Consider the following 24,824-nt stretch of genomic DNA (forward strand, 5'->3'; position numbering starts at 1 on the left):
GCACCGGGATCATCGGACAGATGACTTCCCTGGGCCGGCGCGTTGTCGTGATCCCAACTCGTCATCCGTCCCGCTCAGGCGGCAGCTCCTGTTCGGCCCAGATGCACTTTCCGTCACCGAGGAACCTGGTTCCCCACCGCTGGGAGACGGCCGCCACCAGCTGCAGGCCGCGGCCGCCTTCATCGCCAGCGCCCGCGCGCCGGATGCGCGGGGACGTGAGGCTGCCGTCGTAGACCTCGCATATCAGTGAACGGCTGCGCAGCAGACGCAGCCGTATCGGGCCCTTGGCGTGTCTGACGACGTTGCCGACCAGCTCGCTCGCCACCAGTTCCGTGGTCATGACGAGATCGTCCAGATCCCAGAGTGCGAGCTGCCTGCGAATGTACTCGCGGGCCTCAGCGGCCGCCCGTGGATCCTCCGCTAGCTGAAGTGAGGCGACGTCGCCGGCAGGTGTGCTCCGCGTGTGAACGACGAGAAGTGCCGCGTCGTCCGTGGTCTGGTCGCTGTCGGGCAGCAGGGCGGAGACGACAGCGTCGCACAGGCTGTCGAGGCGGTTGGCGCCGCCGTCCGACCGTTCGCAGGAGAAGTACGACATGCGGGTCACCGTGTCGGCCAGGGCGTGCCGCAGCTCGGTCAGTCCCTGGTCGATGTCGCGGGTGGCGGATTCGACGAGGCCGTCCGTGCAGAACACGAGCAGGCTCTCCTCCGGGAGCTGCAACTCATAAGTGTCGAAAGGCGGTTCGGCGGCGCCGAGCGGTGGGTTGACGGTCACGTCAGGGCAGCGGACCGTGCCGTCGGGGTGAACGACCAACGGCGGTGGATGACCCGCCACCGAGAAAGAGCAGATACGTGTCACCGGATCGAAGACGGCGTACAGGCAGGTGGCGTAGTAGTCGTACCCGAGATCAGCGACCAGGCCATTGAGTTGGCCGAGCAGTTCCTCGGGATCCATGTCCAGGTCGGCGAGGGTCCGTACCGCCGTTCGCAGCCGTCCCATGGTGGCGGCTTCGGTGATGCCGTGCCCCATCACATCGCCGATGACCATGGCGACACGACCGCACGACAAGGTGATCACGTCGTACCAGTCACCCCCCACCTCATCGCCGCTGCCTGCGGGCAGGTAGCGGGCCGAGGCGGAGACTGACGGCAGGGGCGGCAGGGATCTGGGCAGCAGGCCGCGCTGCAGTCCCTGCGCCCGCGAGTGCTCCGCGTCGTACAGGCGTGCCCTCTCGAGCGCCTGGGCCACCAGACCACTGAGTGCGGTGAGCAGGACGCGTTCCTCCTCGCTGAAGGAGTGCGGCTGGGAGAAGGAGACGACACCGCACCCAATGAGGTGTCCGGAGGCGATGAACGGCAGGAACGCCCACGCGTTCTTGGGTGACAGCGTCGCCAGATGCTTCACGTCGGGATAGATACGGACGAACTCTTCAGGTGACTCGACGAACCGCGGGGTGCGGGTACGAAGCACGTCGGTGGCCGCGCTATTGGCGCTGAGGGGAATCCTGTCGATGTGGCGCAGGAATTCCTCGTCGTACCCCACAGCGTCGACCACCCGTATGTGTCCGCCCTCGATCGCCTCCACCGCCAGTCCGTCGGCACCGAACGTCGGCAGGACATGATCTGCGACGGCCCGTACGACGTCCTTCGAGGTCACCGCCTCGGACAGGGCCATGGTCAGCTCGCTCATCCGGCTGGCCAGCTCGGCTTCCGTCTGCCCTGTGGTCGCTCTCTGCGCCTCCTCCTGCCGCTGGTTGGTGACGTCGGAGAACGCGACCGTCAGCCCGCCGTTGCCGACAGGAACGGCACGCACCCGCCAATGACGTCTGTCGCCCGGCCAATGACGATCGAACCCGACGGCCCTGTTCTCTGCGGACGCCCGTCGGCACTGGCCTTCGAGTCCTGGGACGCGCGCTGCAGAAACGTCCCAGAGGCCACGGCCGAGCAGTGGACCGCCAGAGGCGAGGAGTCGCTCGGCTCCCTCATCGGCGTATGAGATCCGCCAAGCGTCGTCGACGACCAGGAAGGCGTCACTCACCGCGTGCACCAGGACCAGCGCCGCCTCGTAACCGGCGTCCGTGGCGGGAGTGGTGTCGCGTTCCAGGCGCCCACCCGCCCACTCGGCTACCGACCCAAGGAAGGTCTTTTGCGCGGTGCTCGGCTCGCTGTGCCCCGCCGTGATCACGGACAGCGCGCCGACGGGGCCGCGGTCCCCGGGGAGCGGCACAGCGGCCACGCCGGCAACCCCAACCGTCCTACCTTCGCCCGGAGCCCAGACGAAGCCGCCTAGGCTCACGGCCCGGGCAGGCGCCGCGGACCCGTCCTCCAAGAGTACGGCCCATGGGTCGCAGGCCGTAGGCGCAAGCCCACACGTTGTGACGAGATGCAGCAGACCGGAGCGAGGATCACGCCAGTGGGCAAGGCCACCGAGCCCGCCCAGTTCCGCTGTGGCCTGCTGAAGTGCCAACACCAACGCTTGGACACCGGACAGCTCTTGGCCGGCGGACGTCAGAAGCCCGAGCCGCCGCGGCCCGAGCGCGTCGGCGCCCTCCTCAGGCACCGCATGTCCGATGACCACCCTGCCTCCTGCTCGTACGCAGGTCTGCGTCGGCCGCCCGGCGCTCGGTGCGACCCGAGCGACGATGGCGAACGCCGGCTCCGATGCAGTCCACCGCCACCTCCACACTAGTACTCCAGCAGGATTTCGCTGCCTGACCTGGTCTTTTCGCCGGGTGGCGGAGTGTAGGGGACTTCGATCGTGCGGGGGTGGTCTCACGGAGAGCACCCCTCGATCATGCGACAGCGCCGCAGGTAGTGACAGCGGCGGGCGACTGCTTGGCGTCGGCGGCGCCAGTTCGACCAGCTCAGCGCGTGGTGTCGTCCCTGATGTCCGCTCAGGTGCGGGGGCCGGGCACGACAAGCTGCCAGGAGTCGCCGAACCTCCGCCACTGTGAGCCCGATGGCCCCGGGGGTCTCACCTGTTCCGCCCCTTTTTCCCAGGGCTGGTGTGCCGTAGCGGCCAGGAAAGCGTGAGCGAGCATGGCCAGAGTGATGTGCCGATACCAGCCCACGTAGCGGCGGAGCGGCCTGGTCGGGTAGGACCGCCGCATTGCTGCGGCGGTCCCCCCTCAGAACCGTGCGGGCCCGTTGTCCGAGCACACGGCTCAAGCAAGCCCTGATGGCTCGCGGGCGTATGCAGGTGCTGGGTTGTGTTTGCGACGTCGTTCGGCCCAATAGTCGACAAGGGCTGGGTCGTCGACGGACGCGTGATGGAAATCAATGGCGGTCGAACGCCTGAACAGTCGCCTGTCGCCGGGTTCGCCAGCCTGGCCCGGTGACGATAATGGGCGGCGCGCAGGGGCCGTGCCGACCGCGCCGACCGCGAGAAAGGGGCGCAGGTCGGTGTCCGGGTCGACACCCTCGCGCTCGGCGAGCTTGCGCGCGAGACGGTCCTCGATCGACAGGGCGCGCTGGAGGTAGGCGGCCAGCAGCGGCGGGGAGTTCTCCAGCAGCCACACGATGCGCGTCAGCATCTCTGAGCTCGACCCGTCACACACATGCTCGTGGCGTTCATCGACGAGCACAGGGGCCGCATCGGCGGCGTCGAGCCGATCTGCCGCGTGCTGACCGCACACGAATGCTGGATCGCCCCGTCCACATGAACGCCCACAAGCGCCAGGTGATGTCGGCCGCCCGCACCGTCCGCGACAGCGACAGCGAGTCAAGACCGCAGCACCGAAGTCGCTCCTGGTGATGGTCGATCGGCTCGGCGTCCTCCGCCGATCGGCGGAGGCGGTCCGGAAGCTTGGCAGAGGCGTCAGGGCGTCCGGACCGGCGACGTTGGGCGCATGACTCAGATCGAGATCTCACACGAAACGTCACCTCCGCGGCACGGGGCACCGGCTGAGCCCGCCGCCGTGGTCGAACAGCAGCCGTCGGTGGGGCGGTTGGTCGGGGTGGACCTGGCCCGTGCGCTGGCGGTGTTCGGCATGTTCGCGGTACACGTCGCCCCACCTGCCGAGGACGTGGGTGGCTTCGGCGGCTGGCTGCTGGAACTGACCGAGGGCCGGTCGTCGATCCTGTTCGCCACCCTGGCCGGGTTCTCGCTGATGCTGATCGCCGGCCGTCGGGAGCCGAAGACCGGCCTGGCCGGCCGGCAGGCGAAGGTCCGGATCGTGATCCGGGCTGTGGTCCTGCTGGCACTGGGCACCGCGCTGACGATGCTCAAGACCGGGATCCTGGTGATTCTCGCCTTCTACGGGGTGTACTTCCTGCTGGCACTGCCCCTGATACGGCTGCGGGCCAGGACCCTCGCGATCATCGCGGCCGTGCTCGCGGTCGTTGGGCCGCAGGCGGCGTTCGGCCTGAGGTGGCTGCTGGGGGAGTCGACGGCGAAGAGCATCAACACCTACGACCCGATCGCCCGGCTCGGCGGCGACGGACTGCTGGGCCTGCTGCTCGACGGTTACTACCCCGCGATCACCTGGATGCCGTTCGTGATCGCCGGCATGGCACTGGCCCGGCTCGACCTGGCCGCCGGCGTGGTGCAACGCCGACTGGCCGCGCTCGGCCCCGCGCTGATGACGCTCGGATACGGCACCGCCTGGCTGACGGCAAGGCTGTACCCGCCCACTCAGGCAGACAAGTCCGCTCTGAAGGAAGCCTTCGCGAACGTGGATCCGAAGTCGATCGAATCCCTGCGACCGGGATCGCCGGCCTTCGACTACATCAACAACAAGGTTACGGACAGCGCGAACATGGCCCAGTCGCTGCTGGGAGCCGAGCCGCACAGCGGTACGACCTTCGAGATCATCGGCGGCCTCGGCGTGGCGATCACCGTGCTCATCTGCGCGACCGTGGCCATGGCCCGGTTGGCGTGGCTGCGCCGGCTGGCGAGCCCGCTCATCGCCGTGGGCACCATGTCCCTGACGCTCTACGTCGCCCACGTCGCTGCCTACGCCATGCTGCCCGATGAGACCACCGGCACCTTTGTGCCACTGCTCGGGTTCATCGCCGGGGCCATCCTGTTCGCCACCGTTTGGTCGCGCTTCTTCAGCCGCGGACCGCTGGAGTACCTGCTCAACAGCACCACCAAACTGGCGAAGTTCGTCCGGTGAGACGCGGCGTGTCAGGGCACGTTCGCCCTTCGCTCGAACGAGGTCGGCCCTGGCTGAGCCCGGATACGATGACCACGGCCCCCGTCCTCGGGTACGGTCGGCGCCCATCACGGGCTGCCAATCATCACTGCACTGCTGTGGCTGGTGACCCCGGCCAGCGTGGCCCGGACGCGGCTGCGCTCACCGGTCGGGCGACCGCCCGGCTCGGCGGCCACCGTCATCGTCGTGGAGGTGCCGTGGCTCGTTGGGCGAAACTCGCCGAGGTCGTCACCGCCGAGGCGGTGACGACCTGGCAGCACCTGGCACGACAGGGCAGGTTGCTGTTGGCATGGTGGTTGTTCCTGCCTGCCACGGCGATCGTCACGGCCGTCATCAACGTGCCCGGGCAGCCCGCAACGGCGATCGGCCTGCTGGCCGCCGCTGTTGCCCTGCTCTGCCGATTCACCTGGCCGATCACCTCGCTGCTGGCCGGGACCGTCGTCGCGGCAGTGGCGTTGATCTTGCCGAGCACGACTTTGTCGGTTTTTCTCTGGCCGGTGAGCGTGATGCTCGCCTATGCGGTGGGCCGCCAGGTACCGGACACCCGCCGCGCCGTGGCCGCCTTGGCGCTCGCCACCGGCGTGCAATCCGCGGCCAACCTCGTCGACCTAGCCGGGCTGACGGTTGACCTAGAGGATGTCGGCCGCATCGTCGTCATCAATGTGCTCCTGGTGGTGCTGCCGGGCGCCATCGGCATGCGGCAGGGGGAGCGAGCCCGGGCCATGGATGCCCTGCACGAACGCAACGCCCTGCTGGAACGCGCCAACCTGCTCGGCGAGTCGCAGGCCCGGATGCAGGAAAGGGCGCGCATCGCCGGCGAGATGCACGATCTGCTCGGGCACCGGCTCAGCCTGATCGTCCTGTACGCCGGGGCCCTGGAGATGCGCACCCGCACCGCGGCCCCCGAGATCAACGAGCAGGCCGACCTGCTACAGACCACCTCCCGGACCGCACTCGAGGAGCTTCGCACCGTGCTGGGCATCCTGCGCCTCGACGGCGCCGAACCACCGGACGGCACCGAATCGGTGGTCGGCACGCGCGAGGATGTCAGCAACCTGGTCGCCGAAGCCCAGCATGCGGGCCTGCCCATCACCCTGTCCTGGCGCGGCGGCGACCTCACCGACGCCGGCATCGGCATCCGCCGAGCGGTGAACCGCATCGTGCGCGAAGCCCTCACCAACGTGCACAAGCACGCCCCGGGTGCGCCCACGCGGCTCACCGTCACCGTCCACACCGACAAACTCACCATCAGCGTACGCAACGCCGCACGCCCGCCCGCCGTCCCGCCCCCCAGCAGCGGCCTGGGACTGGCAGGCCTGCGCGAACGCGCCCGCCTGGCCGGTGGGGACTTCACCGCCGGCACCGACCCGATCACTGGCGACCACGCCCTCACCGCCGAGCTTCCCCTGCGCCATTGAAGCCCGGGCACAATGAGCCCCACCATCGATCAACCCGCCCTGGCCGACGCGCAGATGCTCCCCTCCCGTGCCCGGGCCGAAGACGGGCCCTTCCACGACGCATCACGAAGGAAGACCAAGACGGCCTTCATCGCCCTCGCCGGAGTCGCCATCGTGGTCTGCGGCGGCCTCGGCTCAGCGTCTGCTACTACTTCGAGTTTGGCGTCTCGCCACAGACCTACCAGCAAAGCAAGATCGGCGACACCCAGGACAGGGTGCGCGAGCTGACCGGCGGCGACAGCATGACCGCCCGCACAGCGGGCCAGGCTGAACAGCCGACGGCGCCGGCCGGCACCACGTGCGACTACGCGCTGGCCGAGGGCTTCGGGCACGTGTTCCGGTTCTGCTTCAACGACGCCAAGCTCGCGCAGAAGGTCGAGATCCGGACGCCGTAGGCGGAACCCGGCAAGCCGACGCTTCGCGTGGGCTCGACGAGGCGGATCAGGAACGGCTGCCTGGCGGAAGAACTCCGGCGTCGTGCGCCAGGATCGCCGCCTGAACCCGGTTGGTGCAGCCAAGGACGGAGAGGATGCGACTGACGTGAGACTTGGCGGTGCCTTCGCTCATCAGCAGCGCCTTGGCGATCTCAGCGTTCGAGCAGCCCTCACGCAGCAGGCACAGCACGTCGCGCTCACGGTCGGTCAGAGCCGCGACACGGCGCCGCGCCTCGTCGGCCTGGCTCACGTCGCGGTTGACGTGGCGATCGATCAGCTGCCTGGTGACCCGAGGCGAGAGGATGGGATCACCAGCGGCCGCCACCCGGACAGCCCTGATCAGATCGTCGGGCGGGGTGTCCTTGAGCAGAAACCCCGCAGCGCCACAGCGCAGCGCCCGGGTGACGTACTCTTCCTCACCGAAGGTGGTCAGCATGACCACACTTGTCCGCGGTGCCACCTTCCCTATCTCGACGGCCGCGGCCAGCCCGTCGACACCGGGCATGCGAATGTCCAGCAGCGCCACGTCAACGAGGTGTTTGCGAGCGAGCTCGACGGCGCCGGCACCGTTGTCCGCCTCGGCCACGATCTCGATGTCATCGGCGACCTCAAGCACGAACCGGATCCCGGCGCGGATCAACGCCTCGTCGTCTGCCAACAGCACCCGAATCACCCTGCCACCCCACTCAGTCAGCCGCGACGCCCCTGACGGCCAACGCGCGAGCCGACTCCGGTCAGCACGCGGCGAGTCCCGCGGACGTTGGCGCCTCAATTATCAACGGACGGCATGGCGGCGCACACCGAACGGTAAGGTGAGGCGTTTCAGGCTGGTCTGACGGTAATTTCCCCGCCTCCGGGTCACGGTCAGCCCGGGTGGCTGATGTCGAGTCGGTCACCCGGAACGTGATGATTGCCCCCGGAGCGGCGTGCGGCCGCCGTTGGTGGCCGAAGCGGCGGAATCGGCGCTGGTGAAGATGACTGCTGCCGCTGGCGGCAGGGACGGTGTGGGTCGAACGCTGTCAGGCAGCCAGCAGGTAGCGCACCGCTGTCTCTGCCGGATCGGCGGTGAAGGCGTCGTCATCGACGGGTACCGGCCTGGCGAATCGTGGACCGTATGCGACACGGATGACCGATGCGGCGAGGACGGTGCTGAAGCAGTGGCGAACCGCGGTCTCGGCGTCCGGGAGCATGATGGCGTCCACCGCCCTCAGGACCACCCCCTGGCGCGACAGCCAAGCCCGATCAAACGGACAACGGAGAATCAAACGCTCACTCAAGTCCTGGCTCATCTTCCGCAGAGCACGGTGCAGCCCGAACCGATTGTCGCCCAGCGCCGCAGCGATCCTCACGCTGGAGTAGCAATTGAAAGAGCGCGGTCAGTAAGTTCCTGCCCTGGCATGGTCGGCATGCTGGTTGGCGCGCACGGCCAGGTAGACGGCGTGCACCGCGAGAGTCCGTTCGACTTCGTCGATGATCGGGGCGAAGAAATCCTGTCGATGGTTGGCGTCGGTCATCGAGGTGATGGCGAAGAACATGCCGCCGAAGGCGGCGAAGAGCGTCGCGTTGCGCAAGAGAGCAATCGGAACGCCAGGGAGAACGACCGAGACTGCGGGCGTACTCCCGATCCACTGTTTCGCTGTTTCCGGTGTGACCACTATCAGGCCCAGGACGAGGAAGAACGTGAACAGCGCGAAACCGAACACCATCGCCTGAACCAATTGGCGGACGGCGAACAGCAGCAACAGGTTGCGCACCTGACGCCTGTTCAGGGACACAGGTGCAAGTGAACAGCGGTGTGTCAGCTCGCCGATGTCCACAACTTCCAGGGGTGTGCCTCGGCATGCCGACGACAACAGGGACGGTGTGAGGTCCTGCTCGACCCGCCCGATCTCGTCGTGAAGACGACCGGCTGCCGCAAACACGGTGACTCCCACGAAAAGTGCGACGAACAGGGCGACCCTCCACGACGAGAGCCTGTTCATCACCTGCCACAACTCGCTGGTGAAGAAGAGGAAGAGGGTGACGAACAACATGGGCGGCAGCGCCCGGCCGAGTACGAGCGGGCTGTTGCGCAGGTCGTGGACGGCGTGTCCGATCGCGCGGCGCATCAGTTCACCGAAGCCGTATGTCGTGGCTACGAGCGCGATGACGAAGACAACGGCGAAGAGCACGGCGGATGCCAGGAGGCCGATGACGTATGCGCCGACAGGTGTGACGGGATCCTCGACGGCGAGTTGCAGCTCAGGTGTCACAACAAAAATCACGGCAAAGCCGGTGAGGAGCGCGACGGCGGCCGGCGGCGGGAAGCGGCGTAGCCGCCGGACAAACACTCTGATAGTTGTCCAGACGGCCAGTGTCGCCACGAGCACCGCGCCGAGCAGGACCCATTGCAGCAAGCCCGCTTCCAGCGGTACCAGCCAGGTGAGGCTGGCCATGCTCACGAAGGACAGTGTAGGCAGCATCCGGGGCAGGACATTCCTTATGACGCCGTATCCCTCGATCATCGTGGGGGTGCCCTGACGGATGAACCAACGTTCCGTCCGGCGCAGGACGACTGATGAGGCAGTGATTCGCATACGGTGATGACGCCTCGCGATCGAGTTCGAGTAGACAGCGATTCGGAATCGCCACAATGTGAACAGAAATCTCCCCGCCACGTCGCCGTGGCCGGGGAGGCGGGCGGCCGGGCATGCCCGGCCGCCCGAGCCGGTCAGTTGCCGGGGACTGCGGTGTGCGGTGCCCGTACGCCGTCCGGGACCGCGGTCTCGGGTGCGGCGGAGGTGCCGCCCGAGGTGGCGCGGGTGAACGCAGCGGTGCCGCCGAGAAGCGGGACGTGAACTGACGTACGGGCCAGGTCCAGGGTGAGCGTCGGGGTGGTGGACGGTGGGTCGATGAGGTTCTTGTCCGTGCCCGCGACGATCAGGGTCAGGCGGTGGCCCTTGGGGACGACGTGGTCGGTGGCCGCGAGGTCGAGCGTGATGGTGTAGGCCTTGCCCGGGGTGAGCGGGACTCCCTTGTGGTCGGAGGCGTGGTTGCCGAGGTCGGCCCACCCGCGGCTGAACACGGTGTAGTCGACGGACTTCTTCTTCACCCGCGTGGCCTTGAAGCAGGCGCTGTCCCGCTTGGTGCTGCTGCCCCAACAGGTGCGGTTGGTGAGGGTGGTGATGCCCTCGGCCTTGTGGGCATAGTCCCGGATGGTGGCGGGGCCGAGGTCGACGAGGACGGCGGACAGGTGGGCCGTCGACGTGGTCGGGGTGGCGGTGACGGTGACCTTGGTGGAGCCGGACAGACGCAGGTCGCTGGTGAGCGGCTTGGTCAGGAAGCCGGCCTTCTCGGGCGTCGTGCTGCCGATCCGCGCCGCCCAGTCGGTTTCGCTGCGCGCCCGGTTGTCGGTGAACCTCTCGGTGCCGGTGCCCTTGCTCAGGCCGAGGGTCCCCACGCCCGGCCGATTTCCGGTGGCCGGGTGGAGGGTGGTGGTGTGCGTGGCGCGCGGCGGCCAGAGCTTCGAGGTGACCCACTGGTCGGGGTGGCGCTCGATGTCGGCCATGGGCTCGCGGTCGATGCCGTTGGCGTAGCCGAGGAGTTCGTGGTCGAACCAGCGGTGCAGGGTACGGACCCAGTCGGCGCGCCGGAAGTCGAAGGGGTCGACGTGACCGGTCTGGGAGAGCCAGACCTTGCGCTCGACACCGTGCTTCGCGAGTGCGTCCCACCACTGGCCGACGTGCTTGGCGCGGACGTTGAGGTCCTGCATCCCGTGCACGAGGAACACGCTCGCGCGGACCTTCGCCGCGTCCTTGACGTAGTCGCGCTCGCTCCACAGAGGCGTCCAGTCACCGCTGCGCGGAGCTCCGTCGATGAGCTTGCGTTCCATGGCCGCACAGTGCCTGGAGGCGTCGTCGCTCTGCACCGCCCAGGACAGCCAGTCGGGGCCGAACTCGGAGAACGGAGCGCCCTTGGCGAAGTAGTAGTCGTACCAGGAGGAGATCGCGCTGATCGGAACGATCGTCTTCAGGCCCTTGACGCCGGTGGCGGCGACGCCGCCCGCGATGGTGCCGTCCCAGCTCTTGCCGATCATGCCCGTGCGGCCGTTGGTCCAGGTCGCCTTGACGGCGGTGCCGCCGCGGCGGCTGGTGTAGGCCCTGGCGCGGCCGTTCAGCCAGTCGATGACGGCCTTCGCGGACCGGATGTCGTTGCGGCCGCCGACATCGACGCAGCCGTCGGAGCGGTTGGTGCCGGCGAGGTCGACGCCGACGAAGGCGTAGCCGCGGGGAACGAAGTAGTTGTCGTAGAACAGCGGCATCCGGCTGACGCGACCGCGCGTGTCGTACGTCTTCTTCTGGTCTTCGTTGCCGCGCCCGCAGCAGGAGTAGTACGGGCTGGCGTCCATGATGACGGGGACCTTGCGGCCCTGCCGGGCAGGTTCGCGGGGCCGGACGATGTCGGCGGCGACGCGGTCGTTCTTCCCGTCACGGTCGCTGTCGAGGCCGGTGTCCACCCAGACGGACTCACGGACGGCATGGGCGTAGGAGTAGACCGGTTGGCTTTCCTTCGGGGCGGGGCGGCCTGGGCCGCCGCCGGGGTGAGGAAGGCAGCCAGCAGGGTGGCCACGGAGGCGGTCGCGTACGTTCTGTAGATCGTGAAGCGCGTGCGTTTCTGTATACGCGGAGGCGGCCCAACGACTGCGGGCACGGTCGCGATGATCGCGTGCCGTGGAGGTGGCGTTTCGTGCGAGAACTCTGTCTGAGTCATGCGCACAACGTCGCCGGTCCGGACGCCCTGACGCCTCTGCCAAGCTTCCGGACCACCCCCGCCGAATGGCAGAGGACGCCGAGCCGATCGACCATCGCCGGGAGCGACTCCGGTGTCGCAACGGGAACCGAGATGAGCCTGCATCGTGTCCCTGCAGCTCTCCGTCCGGGCCGCGTTCTACTTGAGGATCAGGGGGTCTGTCAAACGATTTACAGTCCTGCGGAACGGCATCTCCGGCCGGCCTCCCGGTCCGCGACCAGCACGGGCATGCCTATGCCAACCTCGCGACAGACGACAAGCCGGGCTTGTGCCGCTGACCTCCACATCCGTCTACGCGAGGCTGATCCACAAGCGAGTGGCCCGCGGGCAGCGCAAGGTGGTGGCGGCCAGTCGGATCGTCCGTGGCCGCTCCATTCGAGGCGTATGGGTTTGGGTTTGGTGGTCAGGGCGATGCCTGCGGCGTTGTCGTGGGCGGAGGCGGGCAGGACGACGCAGTCGATGACGAGGCCCAACATGTCCACGGCCAGGCATCTCTTCCTGCCCGGTACCGCGGCGTCCCGGCCCGTCGTCGCGGCCGGGACTCCGACGGAGGCGTGGATGCTCTGCGTGTCCAGGACCACCAGGCTCGGGTCGGTTAATCGTTTCCGTTTCTCCCGCAGCTGCCAGCGCAGCAGGTCGTGGATGTCCTCTGTCCCCTCGTCGCGCCAGAGGTAGAAGTAGTACTTCACCGCTCCGGGCGGGGGCATGTCGTGGGGCAGGAACTCCCACTGACAACCCGTGCGGTTCTGGTAGAGGATCGCGTTCACGATCTCCCGCATCGCGTACGTCCCCTGATGGCCGCTGACCGGCGGATGCCGGGCCTTCCATGCCGTGATCACGGGCTGCACAAGCCCCCACTGCTCGTCGGTGAGATCGCTCGGGTACGGCTTGCGCATGTCCATGCCACATCCCCGCGAACCCCGAACGCCCGACCGGCAGCGATGCCCCAACGTCACACCATCGAGCGATGACAAGGCCGACGGAACGCCACATCCCGCACTCTCACGATCGAGTCCCGCTGGCACCGACCGTGTCATGGGACTGAAACAGCCTCACTGACCCCATCGAGCGGTGATGGCCGATCGGCTCGGCGTCCTCTGCCATTCGGCGGGGGCGGGTCCGGAAGCTCGGCAGACGCGTCAGGGCGTGCGGACCACGCATGATCCCATCAACAACACAACGCCCTTGGAGGCACCATGCGCACTCGCACAGCCGCCTGCGTCGTACTGCTCGCCCTCACCGCCTTCACCACCGGCTGCGGAAGCTCCGAGAGCACCAGCAAGCCGAGCAAGTCCAGCAGCCCCCCGACCACCGCCGGCACCACACCGGCAGCCGCCAGCGCCGAAGACCTGAAGGCCTGTACGAAGGCCCTTAAGGCCGCAGTCGATGCGGACTCCGAGGACGAGGAGTTGAAGAAGACCGCCGAGTGCGACGGCCTCAGTGAGAGCGACTACGAGAAGGCGGCGGCTGGAGTCCTCGAGGACCTGAAAGGCTGAGACGCACTGCAGGACGCCATCGGCGAAGCCTCCCCGACCGCCCCAGCTCTGGCCGACCCCGACGAGGCCGTGCACGAGCCGGACCGACCGTCGCGGGCTGAAGGCCCCTGCGTCGCCCACACCTTCCGTTCTAGTGGTCGTCGCAACACCCCAGTTCAGGGGATGCGATGAACTTCGAGATTCGGAAGGTACGGAGCCCTCAGGGCCGCAAGAAGCTCTCTGCTGAGCGAGCTGCATACGTCCAGCTCATGCGGCAGGGTGTGAGCAACGAGGACGCGTGCCGAATCGTCGGGGTGAACTCGAAGACCGGCAGGCGCTGGCGCAATGGACGCAGACCGTCCGGCCGGAACAAGGCGGCATCACCGGTTCGTCCGGTGGTGCCGCCGTCCGCTTCTTCGTCCCGCCGAGGCCGAAGACCGGGCCGTCCCCGGCCACTGGGAGGGTGATCTCATCATCGGCAAGGACGGCGCTTCGGCGATCGTCACTCTCGTCGAACGCGCCACCCGCTACGTGATGCTCCTGCACCTGCCCGACGGCCGCAGCGCCGAACACGTCCAGGACGCCCTGGTGGACACCGTCCGGACGCTGCCCGAACACCTGGTCCGCTCTCTCACCTGGGACCAGGGCGCGGAGATGGCCACCCACAAGAGCTTCAGCACGGCCAATGCGGACGCCCGGCGACACCGTCCAGCAGGGCGATGCCTGCGGCGTTGTCGTGGGCGGAGGCGAGCAGGACGACGCAGTCGATGACGAGGCCCAACACGTCCACGGCCAGGCCACACCGCAGCCCAGGCCCCCGCCCCCTCCGGACGCTGTTGGCACGATGAGTTCCCTCGGCTCAGGAAGCGGTGAAGTCCTGCGGCTCAAAGCGACCGACCTCGGCGCGAAGCCGGTCGGTGGACCAAGGCCAGCTGAAACTGTTGCGGCCGTTGGCGTCGAGGTAGTAGCTCCTGCACCCACCGGCGTTGTAGACGGTGCCGGCCAGCGCGGTCTGGAGCCGGGCGTTGTACGCGGCCTGCACGTCGCCGCGTACCTCCAGCACCGCCCAACTCTCCTCCCGTGCGGCCTTGATGGCGCCCAGGACGAGGTCGAGCTGTGCCTCCAGAATGGCGAACGCCGACGAGTGCCCGGTGCCCAGGCCGGGGCCGAGGAGCAGGAAGGCGTTGGGGAAGCCCGTGACGACGGTGCCGAGGTACGCCTCGGGGGAGCCCTGCCAGCGGTCGGCGAGCGAGTGGCCGGCTCCGTCTCGGACGAGGCCCGCGAGCGGCATGTCGAGGATGTGGAAGCCGGTGCCGAGGATGATCGCGTCCACCTCGGCGGCGCTGCCGTCGGCGCCGTGCACGGTGTTGCCTTCGACGGCGTGCACCGCGGCGGCGTGCACGTCGACATTCGGTCGCCTCAGCGCGGGGTAGTAGTGGTTGGAGAACAGGATGCGCTTGCAGCCGATGGTGTAGTCGGGGGTCAGCTTGCGGCGCAGTTCGGCGTCGCGGACCGTGGCCCGCAGGTGGGCCCGTGCGATGGCCTGGACGCCACGCATCAGCCCGGGGCGCCGGAATCCACGTCCGAGCGTCTCCATGGCCCGGTACTCCAGCCCTGCCACCGCGGCTCGCGCGCCCGGCAGGTGGCGCATCGCCCACCGTTCGGCCTTCGGTATGTGATGGTCCAGCTTGGGCAGCACCCACTGGGCGGTGCGCTGGAACACATGCAAGCAGGCGACGTCGGGTGCGATCGCCGGGACGAACTGCACGGCCGAGGCGCCGGTGCCGAGCACCGCGACGCGCTTGCCGCGCAGGTCGTAGTCGTGGTTCCAGCGCGCGGAGTGGAACACCTCGCCGGGGAAACCGTCGAGGCCGGGGACGTCCGGGACGAGGGGCTCGTTCCACGGGCCGGCGCCGGCGATCAGGAATCGGGCTGTGAACTCACCGGCGTCGGTACGGACGAGCCAGCGGGCCTGGCCGGGCTGCCATCGCGCTTGGGTCATACGCACCCCGAACCGGGTGTGTTCGCGCAGCCGGTACGTGTCGGCGACCCGCCTCACGTACGTGAGGATCTCCGGCTGATGCGCGTACACCCGCGTCCAGTCCGGGTTCGGAGCGAAGGAGTAGCTGTAGAGGCGGGACGGTACGTCGCACTGGCAGCCGGGATAGGTGTTCGCCCGCCACGTGCCGCCGAAGTCGTCGGCCGCCTCGATGATCAGGAAGTCGCGGATACCGGCGCCGCGGAGTCTGGCCCCGGCGCCAACCCCGGAGATGCCGGCGCCGACGACGATGACCTCGACGTGTGTGCTCATGCCGCGATGCTCCTGTCGATGGCTCGCTTGACGCGGTCGGGTGCGGTGCGCAGGGAGACGTCGAGCGTGGCCGTACGCCGCCGTGGGTCCATGAAGTTGGCCCCCATCACGGCCAGTTCCTCCACCCCGGGCTCGATCCGGACGACGCGGCATCCCGCCGCACGCAAGAGGCGTTCTTCGGCGTCGACGGTCCGGGTCATCCAGCGGCGCAGGATCCGTTCGAGACGGCTCAGGCCGGTGGCGGGTGCGCCCCCGGAGGTCGACATGGGAGCGACGATCACCACCTCGTCCAGCCCCAGGGGTACGAGGAGGTCCGCCGAGGTCGGGGACACGGCGCCGCCGTCGAGGTAGGTCCGCCCGTCGATCCGCACCGGCGGGAACCAGCCCGGGATCGCCCAGGACGCGGCGATCGCGCTGCCCAGGTCCGTGGCCGGAGCTCCCGGCGCGCCGAACGCGACCCGCCGGCCCGAGCGCGCGTCGGCCGCAACCAGCCAGGTGTGCGTGGAATCCGGCCACGGGCGGCCCTCCGCCAGCGCGGCACCGAATCGGTGCAGCCAACGCGCATCACCCCGGCCGCGCGGCAGCAGCCCGACCAGTCCCGACCCCGGCGAGACCTGGCCGCGTACGGCAGCGGTCACCAGCCCCGACCCCGGCAGCCCGGGCCACGGGAGGGGAGGCAGTGCACCCGGGTGGGCGTGGACGTGTCCGAGGAGCACCGGGTCCGCGCCAGTCTCTCCCCGTGCCGCCGCGAGCAGGTCGGACACGGACCGCCCGGAGCCGAGAGCGGACACGACTTCCGCCCCGGCGGACGTCCCCACCGACACCTCGGCGGTCCGCACGTCCCAGTCCAGCTCCGCTTCCACTGCGGTGAGCGCGGCGACCGTCCAGGCGAAGCCGAGCGTGCCGCCGCACCCGACCACCAGTGCACGCCGTGGAGCCACAGATCCCCCTGGAATTCAGATACCAATGAAATCCGGAAGCTAGCGGTATTCTGCGGGCGTGGCAAGACTTACCCGGGCCGAGAGCCAGGCCCGCACCCGCGAACACGTCCTCGACACCGCGCACGACCTCTTCCTGCACGATGGCTTCACGAAGACATCCATCGAGCGGGTCGCGGAGGCCGCCGGCTACTCGAAGGGCGCGGTGTACTCGAACTTCGCGACCAAGAACGAGCTTTGCCTGGCCGTCCTGGACCGCATTGCCCTGCAGCAAGTGGCGTACATCGCCGCCGAGATGGGAGACGCGCCCCGCCTGGAGGACAGGCTCGCGGGTTTCGCCCGGTGGGCCGAGCAGCACATAGGCGACAGCTTGTGGACCGCGCTGGAAGTCGAGTTCGCCACCGCCAACCGCCGCGACGCACACGTCTGCGAACAACTCGCCCACCGACGGCGCGCCGTCACCGAGGCCCTCGCGGACCTCATCCGGGCTCAGATGCAGGAACTGGGCGTCACGCCCCACATGCCCGCGGACACCGCCGCCTTCGTCCTTCTCAGTCTCGGGATCGGCATCGGCGTCCAGCGCGCGTTCGACCCCACCGTTCCCGTACAGCCGCTCGTGGACCTGCTCCGTCAGGTCATGACCGACTGACCCCGCCCCGGATCGCATCAGGCACCCGCGCTCGCGCCGGGTGCCTGATGGGAGCGTGCGCCGAGACAGCGGACTCATGTCCTCAGTCCGTGGCGAGTCCCGCGACCTCGGTGTGGCGCATGATCTTGCCGCCTGCTCCCCAGGTCCGGTCCGGCTGCTCATGGATGAGCACCCGCACCCGGAGCGCCTGGTCCGCGCCGAGCCCCGCGGCGGCCGGCACCAGTTCCGTCGCCTCTCCGACCAGAAGCGCGGGCGTCATCGGCTGCGGTGACCAGCGCCCCAGCAGGCAGCACATGCAGGTAGGACCACAGCAGGGAACGGAATGTCTCCCGGTCGGGTGCGCCCTCCCCACGTGAGCAGGGCACGCGCCAGGTCCCGTTGGATGCTCGCCGCGCCTTCCTCGGTCAGCGCACCCACGGGCACAGTGAGATCGACCTGGGACATAGCCCTTGCTCTCTCTTCCGCCAGGTCCTCGGCGAGACGAGCCTGGTCACCTGTCGACGCCGCACCCCGGCCCAGGGCACCTCCAAGCGGATGTGTTGGCCCGCCTAGGTGCTACGGCGTAGTGGGCCGGTGTGGGGAGCGGAGCACGAGCAGGGTGATCTCGCCGGGGGCGAAGACGCGGAACGGCGGGCCCCAGAAACCGGTGTGCCGCGGCTGGTGTAGAGAAGGGTGCGGGTGCCGTGGTGACGGAGACCGGCGAGGGCGGGCTGGTCGAGGCGGACCAAGTGGTGGAAGGGCCAGATCTGGCCGCCGTGGGTGTGGCCGGAGAGCTGGAGGTCGATGCCGGCGGCTGCCGCCCGGTCGATGAACTTGGGCTGGTGTGCCAGGAGCAGGACGGGTAGGTCGGGGTCGGCGCCGTCCAGGGCTCCGGCGAGGTGGGCGCCATGGCCTGCCAGGCCGGGGGACTCGGCGGTGACGTCGTCCACGCCGGCGACCACGAGGGTGTCGCCCCCGCGTTCGAGCAGCAGATGACGGTTGCGGAGCGGCTCCCAGCCCAGCTCGTCCATCAGGTCGACCCAGCCTTGGGCTTCGCTGTAGTACTCGTGGTTGCCGGTGACGTAGACACGGCCATGGGTGGCCTGCACGGTTGCGAGTGGGGTGGCCTGGGCGCGGCGGCGTTCGGCCGTGCCGTCCGCGATGTCGCCGGTGTGGCAGACCAGGTCGGCTTTCAGGGTGTTCACCGTCTCGCATACGCGTGCCGACCAGCGGGCGCGATCGAGCGGGCCGTAGTGGGTGTCGGTGATGAGGTGCCCAGGAGCGCGCCTGCCAGCCTGGGATTCGCCGAACCAGCTTCCTGGGCCAACCGTTCAGCGAGGCGAACTCGCGCCCTGACCTGCCCTGCGGGCATGTGACTTGCTGATCGGTGGGCCGACCGGGAAACGACATCGACGGCTTCCGCCGCAGCCGCCTGGACCCCACCCAGCGCATGCTCACTCCTGCATGCCGATGCCGAGACCCGCCAGACCTTGGACACCTACCTCCGTGAGCAATGCAGCACCACGCGCACCGCCGAGCGGCTCTTCACTCACCGCAACACCGTGCTGCGCCGCCTGCCCCCCGCCGACGACCTGCTGCCCCGCCCCCTCGCCGACAACGTCACCGCCGTCGCCGCCCCGAAGTGATCCGCTGGCGCGGTTGACCGGGTGCGTCGTCGGCGAGGGTCGGGAAAGCATCGGCGTGCTCAGAGATAGAGACGTTCGTTGATCTTCAGACCGTTCTCCCGGCAGTAGCTCTCGTAGTGATCGATGAACCAGAACACGTCCACCGTCTCCATCACACGGTCCTCCTCGTCGAGGAACTCCAGCGGACCGTTGAGCCAGAACATCGTCTTCATCCCGTGCTCGGAGTAGAGGGTATGGCTGCGCCCCGGGCTCTCCCGGACGAAGTCCCCGGGCTTCCCGACCCAGTCGTACTCCAGGTAGCGCCAGCTGCCTTCGAGGACGTAGCCGGAGACCGGGCCACGATGCCGGTGGCGGCCCAGCGTGCCGCCCTCCTGCACCCACAGCACGTTGGCGGCGCTGCTGCCGCGGACATCAAAGGTGAGGTGCTTGATGAACACGTTAGGCACGAACGGCACCCACGGGCTGCTGTCCTCGCTGATGTACCCCTCCTCCAAGGCGTACTTGTCCCGCATGCGGTCCACGCGCGCCTCGGTCGCGACGTACTGCGCCATGATCTCTTCGGACGTAGTCATGTCACCTTGCCTCATTGCCTAGGTGGGTGTGTGGGTGCGAACGTACGGGCCGACCTGCGGCGGGGGCTTGACTGAGGCCGCACGGTTACTTGAATCTGAGCGCACCCACGACCGGGTCCCCGGAAGGTGCGAAGCAAGGTGGCACCGGTATGACGCTCGACTTCTCCACTGCGCCGCTCGAAGGCCGAGCTCGGCTCGACTACTGGCGCGAGGTGGTCTGTACGACGTTCGTCGAGTACGAGATGGACGTGCCGCAGCCCACGTCCGCCGGGTTCCGGGGCAGGGTCACGGCCCAGACGCTCGGCGACCTGGGCGTCGCGAGGGTGGTCTCCGACCCTCACACGGTGTTCCGGTCCCCGACGCTGATCCGGAGATCGGGCGAGGACGACCTCCTGGTCAACCTGGCCGTCCAGGGCTGTGTGACGGTCTCCCAGCAGGAGCGGGACGCGGTCTTGCGCCCGGGCGACTTCACCGTCTACGACAGTGCCCGGCCCTGCCGTATCGTCTGCGCCGACCCGTTCGAACTGCTGGTGCTGAAGGTGCCCAGGCCGCTGTTCGACGCGCACTGCCCGCTGGCGCGGGATGCGATGGCGACCCCAGTGCCGGGCGACCACGGTGTGGGCGCGCTCTTCGCGCCCTTCCTGCACGCACTGACCGTTCACGCTCGGGGTCTGGCTCCCGACACAAGTGCCCGGATCGGCGGCACGCTGCTGGAGCTGCTGGCCACGGCCCTGTCCGACCGGACCGCCGTCGACAGCCGACTCAAAGCTCCCGGCACGGTCCACATGGTCCGCGCCCGCCGGTACATCGACGACCACATCGCCGATCCCGACCTGTCACCGCCTGTGATCGCCCAGGCGCTGGGCATCTCCGTCCGCTACCTCCACGCGATCTTCCGAGCCGAGGACACCTCCCCGTCGCGCTGGATCCTGCGTCGGCGCGTCCACAGGGCCGCCGGGCTGCTCGCCGACCCGGCCCGGGCAGACCGGAGCGTCACGGACATCGCCTACGCGGTCGGCTTCAAGGATGCCTCGCATTTCACCCGCGCCTTCAAGAGCCACCATGGCGTCAGCCCGCGCGGGTACCGCAGCAACCACACCGCTGCTGCCCAGGGGCCTGCCGCATAGCTCTTGAGAGTCCTTCCTGTCGCAACAGACCTTGCCGTGGCTGGTGAAGACGGTGGCGCCGCACGGATCTTCCGGCGCCCTCAGATCCCGTCGCCGGCGGGGCCATGTCGTTGCGGGACGGCCGCCCAAGCCCGCTCTTCGATCCGATGCACCGCGGCCCGCAGGTCGTCCAGGTGGCGTCGCGCCACTTCCTGCGCGGACATGACCGTCTTGCGCCAGGTCACGTTGACGCATCCCAGTACTTCGCCATGCAGGCGGATCGGTACGGCGATCGAGTTGCGACCGTCGAAGTTGTACTCCGGTGCGCGCACGCTGTATCCGCGGGAGCGGGTGGTCGCCAGCAGACGCCGCAGCCAGCCCGGGTCGTGGGCGTATGCGTTGCCCGGAGCGTCGTGCTCGCGCAGGCGGCGCAGGACCTGCGGGTGCCGAAAAACCCATCCATGGCCTGTGACGTGCAGGCTCTCGCGAACGGTCGTTGGCTGCTGGACAGGCGTGTCAGGCTGATCGATCGTGCTGCTGCGACTGCCCTACCTCGCCGTGTCGAGCGTGTTCGCCTTCATCCGGCTGCTGCCCGTGAGCGCTGTGGACAAGGACATCGAGATATTGACGCTGCGTCACCAGTTGGCTGTCCTACAGAGGCAGATCGACAGGCCGCGCGTCACCCCCGCGGACCGCGCTTTCCTGGCCGCGCTCCTCCACAGGCTCCCTAGGCCCAAGCTGCGGCAGCTGCACCTGATCGTCTCGCCGGAGACGGTCCTGAGGTGGCACCGCGACCTCATGCGCCGTCGTCACGCTGACGCCTCCCGACGCAAGCGGTCCGGCAGGCCACCGACCCGTCGCAGTATCCAGGCCCTTGTCCTGCGCTTGGCCCGCGAGAACAGCTCCTGGGGTATCGGCGCATCCACGGCGAACTCGCCGTGCTCGGCATCAAGGTGGCATCCTCCACGGTTTGGGAGATTCTGCGAGCGCACGGGATCGAGCCGGCGCCCGAACGTGTCCGTCAGACCTGGGCCGCGTTCTTGCGCGGCCAAGCCCACGCGATCCTGGCCTGCGACTTCTTCACCGCCACCACCCTTAACGGACCGGCCCTTTATGTCTTCGCGGTCATCGAGCACGCCAACCGTCGCCGTCGGAACCCCTGTATCAGCCACAGGTCGGCGGTCCGGTCATGGCGGATGCAGCCGCGCCGCAGGGAGAGCACTACTGGTGCAGGGGTGTTATCCCGACCATGCGCAATCCTCGCCCAAGGCGGATGCGCCAGCGCGCTAGTCGAGGCCGTGGGCTCACACCACCCCGAACGTCCGCTCGTGCCGATGAGCGAGCGTAACCTTATGGTGCCGAAGTACGTGCACGACCTCGACTCCCCGGCCCATAGCCCTAAGCTGATCAGGTGGCGGATAACCTGCTCATCCATGGCGGCAACGAGAACGCACTTCGTACCCTGAAGGACACCGGCCAGTATCGAGGCAGGGTCAAGTCGGCATATCTGCGACCGCCGTGGGACACGCAATGGGGGTTCGAGCACCACGAGGCTCCTGGCCGCGCCTCCTGGCTCGGCATGATGCAGGTACATCTGCGTCTGGTGCGCGACCTGCTCGCCCCTGACGGCTCTGTGTGGGTGCACGTCGACGACCAGCAGTTCGCTGACTGCCGTGTGCTAATGAACAAGGTCTACGGCCGATCGAACTTCGTATCTACAGTCGTCGTTCAGAAGCCTGCACGGAATGACTCCCGTCACTTCACGGTCAGCCACGACTACCTACTTGTCTTCGCGAAAGACGCCTCGACATGGCAGCCGAACCCTCTCCCTCGTACAGCCGAATCAGAGCCGAGTTTCCGCAACCCTGACAACGATCCCCGCGGGCCGTGGCGAGCAGCCGACCTGTCCTCTCCCGTTCTTCGTGAGAACCTGCGCTACGAGGTGGTAGGTCCGTTCGGCACGGCCATACAGCCACCTGCCCGACGTTCTTGGCGATTCACCCAGCAACGTTTCGAGGAACTCGATCGCGACGGACGTATCGCATGGTCGCCCGGCGGCCGTCCGACGCTGAAGCTCTATCTATCGGAGGCCCCTGACAAACCGCCCACCACGGTATGGAGCCCGGCCGACGTGGGGACAAGTTTCCAAGCGGGCCAGCACCTGCGCGGACTGCTCGATGACATGCACCAGCCGGCTCCACCGCCGGAACAACTGCTGCAACACATTCTCACGATCGCGACCAACCCCGGTGACCTCGTGTTCGACTACTTCGGCGACTCAGGCACGGCCGCTGCGGTCGCGCACAAAACTGGCCGCCACTGGCTCGCTGTCGACAGCGAGTCGCACGTCGTCCGTGACCGTCTGGACAAAGTGATCAGCGGTAACGACTCAGGCGGCATTACACATGAAGTGAACTGGATAGGCGGCGGTCACTATGACGTAATTGCGGCGGCGAGACCCGACGAAGAATCCGGACCCCCTGATTCGGGCGCCGACGAACATGTGCGGATTCAGGTCGTCACGTACCGCAAAGACGGGAGCGTCGTTCCCGCATTGGACTCGACCGAGAAGGATCACCGATCGGCCGAGCTAAAGGTCATCAGGCAACGCCGCGAACTGCTGCAGGAGCTTCGGGAGGTCGTCAGCGACAGAAGTGCGCCGGAAGCCGCAGTTCAACGGATAGTCGGACGTAATCACTGGATCTTCGGGGGTGAGTACACAGAAGCCTCGGAACGACGTGACCTGTTGCCCCTCGACCAGCACGACATTCTTCTCGTGCGCGCTGACCGCAGCGTTCACGTCGTCGAACTCAAGAAGCCCGGCGCCGCACTTGTCAGGTGGCACCGCAACGGCCTGATCATGTCGAATGAGGTGCACGAGGCGGTGAGTCAATGCAGGAACTACGTTCAGAGAATGGATGACGCTGGACCGACACTGGAAACAATCCACCGGAACACACTTGACCCTGACCACGATTACCTTCGTACACGGGGAACTGTTGTGATCGGGAATCCTGATCACGTGGAGGTACCTGGAGTCACTCAGCAGATGGTCGCCCGTACCATCCGTTCCTTCAACACGGACCAAAGCCGAGTTCAGGTACTCACCTACTTGGATCTGATCGAACACGCGGAAGAAGCACTCCGCTTCGTTGAGGACGACCTCGAAACTCCTGGTATTGAGAGCGAACTTTGATGAGGTACGCGCTGGTCTCTCTGGCGGACAAGTCGATGCACTCTCATGCCGCCGAGCGTGTGTTACCGGCCTGAACTCTGCTCGTGGTCTTGTGTAAGGCGGGCGGCGAGGTAGTCGGCCCAGTCTCGGCGGGCGTAGGTGACCCAGCGGAGGCCGTGTTGACGTGGAGGCCGAGGAGGTCGGCGAGAATTGCGGCGGGCAGGTCGGCGGCAAGGGCCATGAGGGCGCCGTTGCGGGCGGGGCGAGCGCTGATGCCGTGTCGGTTGAGCAGTTGTTCCGTGATCGAGTTCATGCGTGGCATGCGGATCCCGCTGAGCACGACCTTGATGTCCGCTTCCTTCAGAGCGCTGTCAAACAACTCGGGGAACGTCCCGTCCCGGTCCCGAATCATGAAGCGAGCCCGGCAGTCGGCGTCTTCCAGGTCCATGACGAGACAGTTCGCCGTTAACTCTCCGGTATCCCCAGCCGGGATTCTCCCGGGCCAGGCGCAGCACCAGGACGCGGACGGTGCGGGGTCGGCCCGCACGCTTGGGCCGGGAACGGGCCGCGTGGCGGCGCGAGACCAGGTCACGGTGCCGGCGCAGCACAGTGTCCGGGAGCACCAGCAGCCGTGCCCGGCGCAGCACACCGCACGGGAGCCGGTGCAGCAGCGCGGCCGCCAGGAACACCCGGTCACTCGGGGCGAACCGCACCCGATCCCGGCCGAGTTGGCGTTCCAGCACCGTGATCTGATGACGCAGCGCGAGGATCTCGGCGTACTTGTCCTGGTTGCTCACTGGCAGCAGCCGCAGCAGGGCGAACACGTTCGCCACACCCAGATAGGCAAGTGGAAGCAGCACGACAGATCATCCTGCCGGGGCACTCACCAGGTGCCCGGAGCACCCGCCCGAGCGCCCGCGCTCGACACCACCCGTACACCAGCCCCCACCAGGACGGATGAGTTTTTCGGCAGGCGCAGGGTCCCGCTCGTTCGGCCGACAGCGCGGGCAATGCCTGGCTCGTTGTGCGGGCGTGGACGACGAACGGAGCGTTCTGGACCGGTCGCCGTACGGGGCGGCGCAGCACCGTCGCGCGCTGAGGTTCCGCACCGAGGCCGCCCTCGCCCGGCGCCTGGGGGTGA

The 24,824-nt window shown here is 68.1% G+C and carries 18 protein-coding genes and 8 pseudogenes; 10 read left to right on the forward strand and 16 right to left on the reverse strand.

The annotated features are described in order from the left end of the window. Positions 1 to 61: 61 nt before the first annotated feature. From ACP4J3_RS11560 to ACP4J3_RS11570, 3 genes and pseudogenes are all read right to left on the reverse strand, one after another. A complete protein-coding gene (locus ACP4J3_RS11560; protein ID WP_426533132.1) occupies positions 62 to 2,782 on the reverse strand; it encodes a SpoIIE family protein phosphatase in 2,721 nt (906 codons plus the stop codon). 109 nt (positions 2,783 to 2,891) lie between these two features. Further along, a pseudogene (locus ACP4J3_RS11565) lies at positions 2,892 to 3,080 on the reverse strand (IS701 family transposase); the annotation flags it as partial. Between the two features lie 81 nt (positions 3,081 to 3,161). After that, entirely contained in the window at positions 3,162 to 3,530 is a 369-nt protein-coding gene (locus ACP4J3_RS11570) for a hypothetical protein (RefSeq protein WP_426533134.1), read from the reverse strand. Between the two features lie 315 nt (positions 3,531 to 3,845). Between ACP4J3_RS11570 and ACP4J3_RS11575 the strand changes: the two genes are divergently transcribed. From ACP4J3_RS11575 to ACP4J3_RS11585, 3 genes are all read left to right on the forward strand, one after another. Further along, positions 3,846 to 5,114, forward strand: coding sequence for a DUF418 domain-containing protein (locus ACP4J3_RS11575; protein ID WP_426533136.1), 1,269 nt, complete (start codon positions 3,846 to 3,848; stop codon positions 5,112 to 5,114). Between the two features lie 281 nt (positions 5,115 to 5,395). Continuing rightward, positions 5,396 to 6,571: a sensor histidine kinase gene (locus tag ACP4J3_RS11580; RefSeq protein ID WP_426533138.1), complete on the forward strand. Its 1,176-nt coding sequence runs from the start codon at positions 5,396 to 5,398 to the stop codon at positions 6,569 to 6,571. A 254-nt stretch (positions 6,572 to 6,825) separates the two neighbouring features. Beyond that, positions 6,826 to 7,005 carry a hypothetical protein gene (locus ACP4J3_RS11585; protein ID WP_426533140.1) on the forward strand — a complete coding sequence of 60 codons (180 nt, stop codon included), beginning with the start codon at positions 6,826 to 6,828 and terminating at the stop codon, positions 7,003 to 7,005. Positions 7,006 to 7,051: 46 nt separating this feature from the next. Here ACP4J3_RS11585 and ACP4J3_RS11590 read toward each other — a convergent pair whose 3' ends face one another. The 5 genes and pseudogenes from ACP4J3_RS11590 to ACP4J3_RS11610 form a co-directional block, all read right to left on the reverse strand. Next, positions 7,052 to 7,717 carry a response regulator gene (locus tag ACP4J3_RS11590; RefSeq protein ID WP_426533142.1) on the reverse strand — a complete coding sequence of 222 codons (666 nt, stop codon included), beginning with the start codon at positions 7,715 to 7,717 and terminating at the stop codon, positions 7,052 to 7,054. Positions 7,718 to 8,063: 346 nt separating this feature from the next. Further along, entirely contained in the window at positions 8,064 to 8,333 is a 270-nt protein-coding gene (locus tag ACP4J3_RS11595) for a hypothetical protein (protein ID WP_426533144.1), read from the reverse strand. Between the two features lie 87 nt (positions 8,334 to 8,420). Then, positions 8,421 to 9,485 carry a hypothetical protein gene (locus ACP4J3_RS11600; protein WP_426533146.1) on the reverse strand — a complete coding sequence of 355 codons (1,065 nt, stop codon included), beginning with the start codon at positions 9,483 to 9,485 and terminating at the stop codon, positions 8,421 to 8,423. A 269-nt stretch (positions 9,486 to 9,754) separates the two neighbouring features. Continuing rightward, positions 9,755 to 11,703 (reverse strand): annotated as a pseudogene (locus ACP4J3_RS11605) (Xaa-Pro dipeptidyl-peptidase). 533 nt (positions 11,704 to 12,236) lie between these two features. Next, positions 12,237 to 12,734 (reverse strand): annotated as a pseudogene (locus tag ACP4J3_RS11610) (transposase); the annotation flags it as partial. 294 nt (positions 12,735 to 13,028) lie between these two features. Here ACP4J3_RS11610 and ACP4J3_RS11615 point away from each other — a divergent pair. Both ACP4J3_RS11615 and ACP4J3_RS11620 read left to right on the forward strand, forming a co-directional pair. Then, on the forward strand, positions 13,029 to 13,328 hold the full coding sequence (locus ACP4J3_RS11615; protein WP_426533148.1) for a hypothetical protein: 300 nt from the start codon (positions 13,029 to 13,031) through the stop codon (positions 13,326 to 13,328). Between the two features lie 396 nt (positions 13,329 to 13,724). Then, positions 13,725 to 13,985 (forward strand): annotated as a pseudogene (locus ACP4J3_RS11620) (IS30 family transposase); the annotation flags it as partial. Positions 13,986 to 14,004: 19 nt separating this feature from the next. Here the strand turns inward: ACP4J3_RS11620 and ACP4J3_RS11625 are convergent. The 3 genes and pseudogenes from ACP4J3_RS11625 to ACP4J3_RS11635 form a co-directional block, all read right to left on the reverse strand. Beyond that, positions 14,005 to 14,121, reverse strand: a pseudogene (locus ACP4J3_RS11625) (IS5/IS1182 family transposase); the annotation flags it as partial. A gap of 45 nt (positions 14,122 to 14,166) precedes the next feature. After that, positions 14,167 to 15,618 (reverse strand): flavin-containing monooxygenase, encoded by a 1,452-nt coding sequence (locus ACP4J3_RS11630; protein WP_426533150.1) that lies wholly within the window; start codon positions 15,616 to 15,618, stop codon positions 14,167 to 14,169. Continuing rightward, positions 15,615 to 16,559 carry a patatin-like phospholipase family protein gene (locus ACP4J3_RS11635; RefSeq protein ID WP_426533152.1) on the reverse strand — a complete coding sequence of 315 codons (945 nt, stop codon included), beginning with the start codon at positions 16,557 to 16,559 and terminating at the stop codon, positions 15,615 to 15,617. Before ACP4J3_RS11635 ends, ACP4J3_RS11630 begins: the two co-directional genes overlap by 4 nt. 58 nt (positions 16,560 to 16,617) lie before the next feature. Between ACP4J3_RS11635 and ACP4J3_RS11640 the strand changes: the two genes are divergently transcribed. Continuing rightward, the gene (locus tag ACP4J3_RS11640) at positions 16,618 to 17,205 is read left to right on the forward strand and encodes a TetR/AcrR family transcriptional regulator (RefSeq protein WP_426533154.1); all 588 of its coding nucleotides are present in this window, start codon (positions 16,618 to 16,620) and stop codon (positions 17,203 to 17,205) included. Between the two features lie 82 nt (positions 17,206 to 17,287). Here ACP4J3_RS11640 and ACP4J3_RS11645 read toward each other — a convergent pair whose 3' ends face one another. Further along, complete coding sequence (locus ACP4J3_RS11645; protein WP_426533156.1) at positions 17,288 to 17,464, reverse strand: hypothetical protein; 177 nt, start codon at positions 17,462 to 17,464, stop codon at positions 17,288 to 17,290. Between the two features lie 296 nt (positions 17,465 to 17,760). Next, positions 17,761 to 18,455, reverse strand: a pseudogene (locus ACP4J3_RS11650) (metallophosphoesterase); the annotation flags it as partial. 219 nt (positions 18,456 to 18,674) lie between these two features. Here ACP4J3_RS11650 and ACP4J3_RS11655 point away from each other — a divergent pair. Then, complete coding sequence (locus tag ACP4J3_RS11655) at positions 18,675 to 18,830, forward strand: helix-turn-helix domain-containing protein (protein ID WP_426533158.1); 156 nt, start codon at positions 18,675 to 18,677, stop codon at positions 18,828 to 18,830. 59 nt (positions 18,831 to 18,889) lie between these two features. Here the strand turns inward: ACP4J3_RS11655 and ACP4J3_RS11660 are convergent, their stop codons facing one another. After that, positions 18,890 to 19,402 (reverse strand): 2,4'-dihydroxyacetophenone dioxygenase family protein, encoded by a 513-nt coding sequence (locus tag ACP4J3_RS11660; protein WP_426533160.1) that lies wholly within the window; start codon positions 19,400 to 19,402, stop codon positions 18,890 to 18,892. 149 nt (positions 19,403 to 19,551) lie between these two features. Here ACP4J3_RS11660 and ACP4J3_RS11665 point away from each other — a divergent pair, with 149 nt between their 5' ends. Further along, entirely contained in the window at positions 19,552 to 20,529 is a 978-nt protein-coding gene (locus ACP4J3_RS11665) for a helix-turn-helix domain-containing protein (RefSeq protein WP_426533162.1), read from the forward strand. An 80-nt stretch (positions 20,530 to 20,609) separates the two neighbouring features. Here the strand turns inward: ACP4J3_RS11665 and ACP4J3_RS11670 are convergent, their stop codons facing one another. Then, positions 20,610 to 20,840 (reverse strand): hypothetical protein, encoded by a 231-nt coding sequence (locus ACP4J3_RS11670; protein WP_426533164.1) that lies wholly within the window; start codon positions 20,838 to 20,840, stop codon positions 20,610 to 20,612. Positions 20,841 to 21,039: 199 nt separating this feature from the next. Between ACP4J3_RS11670 and ACP4J3_RS11675 the strand changes: the two are divergent. After that, a pseudogene (locus ACP4J3_RS11675) lies at positions 21,040 to 21,662 on the forward strand (integrase); the annotation flags it as partial. A gap of 257 nt (positions 21,663 to 21,919) precedes the next feature. After that, positions 21,920 to 23,704, forward strand: a complete 1,785-nt coding sequence (locus ACP4J3_RS11680; protein ID WP_426533166.1) for a Shedu anti-phage system protein SduA domain-containing protein — start codon at positions 21,920 to 21,922, stop codon at positions 23,702 to 23,704. A 271-nt stretch (positions 23,705 to 23,975) separates the two neighbouring features. Here the strand turns inward: ACP4J3_RS11680 and ACP4J3_RS11685 are convergent. Beyond that, positions 23,976 to 24,543 (reverse strand): annotated as a pseudogene (locus ACP4J3_RS11685) (hypothetical protein); the annotation flags it as partial. Between the last annotated feature and the right edge of the window lie 281 nt (positions 24,544 to 24,824).

The sequence above is a fragment of the Streptomyces sp. UG1 genome (assembly GCF_049974585.1).
Classification (GTDB): domain Bacteria; phylum Actinomycetota; class Actinomycetes; order Streptomycetales; family Streptomycetaceae; genus Streptomyces.